Here is a 1,863-nt window from a genome sequence, read left to right as displayed (position 1 = left end):
TCCCAGTGAAGAGGAATATTCCGAATTGCTAGAAGCATTGAGTGGCTTGCTCTACAGCGATGGCGATATTCAAACCCAAGAAGCCCAGTTACTAGCTTCCCTGCAGGAATCCGATCCTGGCCATGGTCCCCCCAAATCATCCCTGGATAAATTTCTCGGCAAGGTTCAGCGGCTTTACCGTCGTGCCCTCCAAAAAGCTAGCTAAATTTTTGCAACTCTGGGATTTTCGGGAGAAAACATGATGACTTGGATGACGATCCCAAGCTTGGTTCTGGGGTTGGGAGTTTTGGTGGTGGGGGCAGAAATATTAGTTAAAGGGGCTTCCCGCATTGCCCTAATGTTCGGCATTTCCCCTTTGATCATTGGTCTCACCATTGTGGCCTATGGCACCAGTGCTCCGGAATTGGTGGTGAGTTTGCAGGCGGTCTTTGCCGGCCAGGCCGATATTTCCATCGGCAATGTGGTGGGTAGTAATATCTTCAACATTTTGCTGATTTTGGGTGTCTGTGCCACCATTACTCCCCTGGTGGTGGCCCAACAACTGATTCGCTTAGACGTACCCATTTTAATTGCCGTCTCCGCCCTCTTAATGTTCTTTGCCCAGGATGGTCGAGTTAACCGTTTGGATGGATCAATTTTTGTCCTGGGGGCAATTCTCTACACCACTTTTTTGATTTTCCAGAGTCGGCGGGAAAAAAATCCGGAAATTGCCGAAGAATATGCCCAGGAGTTTGGCGAACCTGTGCCCAAAACTGGGCAGCAAATTATCAGGCAGGCTGCTTACATTGGGGCAGGCATGGGGCTATTGATCTTTGGTTCCCGTTGGTTAGTGGAAAGCTCCGTGGACATTGCCCGGGCCCTGGGCATTAGTGAGTTGGTCATTGGGCTGACTTTAGTTTCCTTGGGCACATCTCTGCCGGAGTTAGCTACTTCCGTGGTGGCCAGTTATCGGGGGGAGCGGGACATTGCCGTGGGTAATGTGGTCGGCAGTAATATTTTTAACATTCTGGCGGTGCTGGGTTTTGCAGCTAGCCTTTCCCCTACGGGGGTGGCCATTGCCCCGGCGGTGATTAAATTTGATTTACCTGTGATGTTTGCAGTGGCGGTGATCTGTTTGCCGGTTTTTCTGACCGGAAGACTAATTTCCCGTTGGGAGGGAATTCTCTTTTTGGGCTATTACTTCTCCTATGCCACCTATTTAGTGTTAAGTGCCACTAGCAACGAAAATCTCTCCCTCTTCACCGATATCATCCTGTTTATTGTTATTCCAGCAACGGCGATCGCCTTGGGGCTGTCCATTATTCCCAATCTGTTCAAGGGCACTAAAACAGCACCGAAATCAGATAGCGACTGAAGTTTGTTAAGTATCAGACAAATTAAGAAAAAACACTACATTGTTGGCTAGCAATCATACCAGTGGGGGCAAAAATTACCCCATAGACAAAATTGGCTTGCCAGGGAAAATAATTTGCCTTGGGCGAGATGCTCCCATTCCTTTAAGCAAATAGATTAGGGGGAATGTTCAACACAGGGAACTTCATGGGTAAAAACGTTAAGCTAAAACAGAACTGGGCGCTCTGCCTGGGGTTGGCTGTTTGGGAGCAAATTGTTTGCCATGTTACGTCTCATCACCCAGTCCGGTGACATTGTTCAGGAGTTGCGACGTTTACATCATCGTCCCGTCCTTTCCCCCTGGCCGGTGATGGCAAAGGTGGTGGCGGCGATGGAACATTGGGCTACCGTGAGCCAGGATTCTCCCCCCAGGGTTAGTGGGGCTGAGTTAGATGCGGCTTATCAACGTATTAGCCAGGAAAAATTGTTGGTGATTCGCCAGGCCTGCAATGCCCTAGAGCAGGTTTACCG

At 49.4% G+C, this 1,863-nt stretch carries 1 protein-coding gene and 2 pseudogenes; all 3 read left to right on the top strand.

The window, feature by feature from the left end:
• A pseudogene (locus IQ219_RS20295) lies at positions 1-205 on the top strand (TerB family tellurite resistance protein); the annotation flags it as partial.
• A gap of 36 nt (positions 206-241) precedes the next feature.
• The gene (locus IQ219_RS19315) at positions 242-1,354 is read left to right on the top strand and encodes a calcium/sodium antiporter (protein WP_228017393.1); all 1,113 of its coding nucleotides are present in this window, start codon (positions 242-244) and stop codon (positions 1,352-1,354) included.
• A gap of 261 nt (positions 1,355-1,615) precedes the next feature.
• A pseudogene (locus IQ219_RS19310) lies at positions 1,616-1,863 on the top strand (histidinol dehydrogenase); the annotation flags it as partial.

It is taken from the genome of Synechocystis sp. LEGE 06083 (assembly GCF_015207725.1).
In the GTDB taxonomy this organism is placed as follows: domain Bacteria; phylum Cyanobacteriota; class Cyanobacteriia; order Cyanobacteriales; family Microcystaceae; genus Synechocystis; species Synechocystis salina.
Note: the sequence above shows the minus strand (reverse complement) of the source record. Positions and strands in the feature narration are given on the sequence as shown.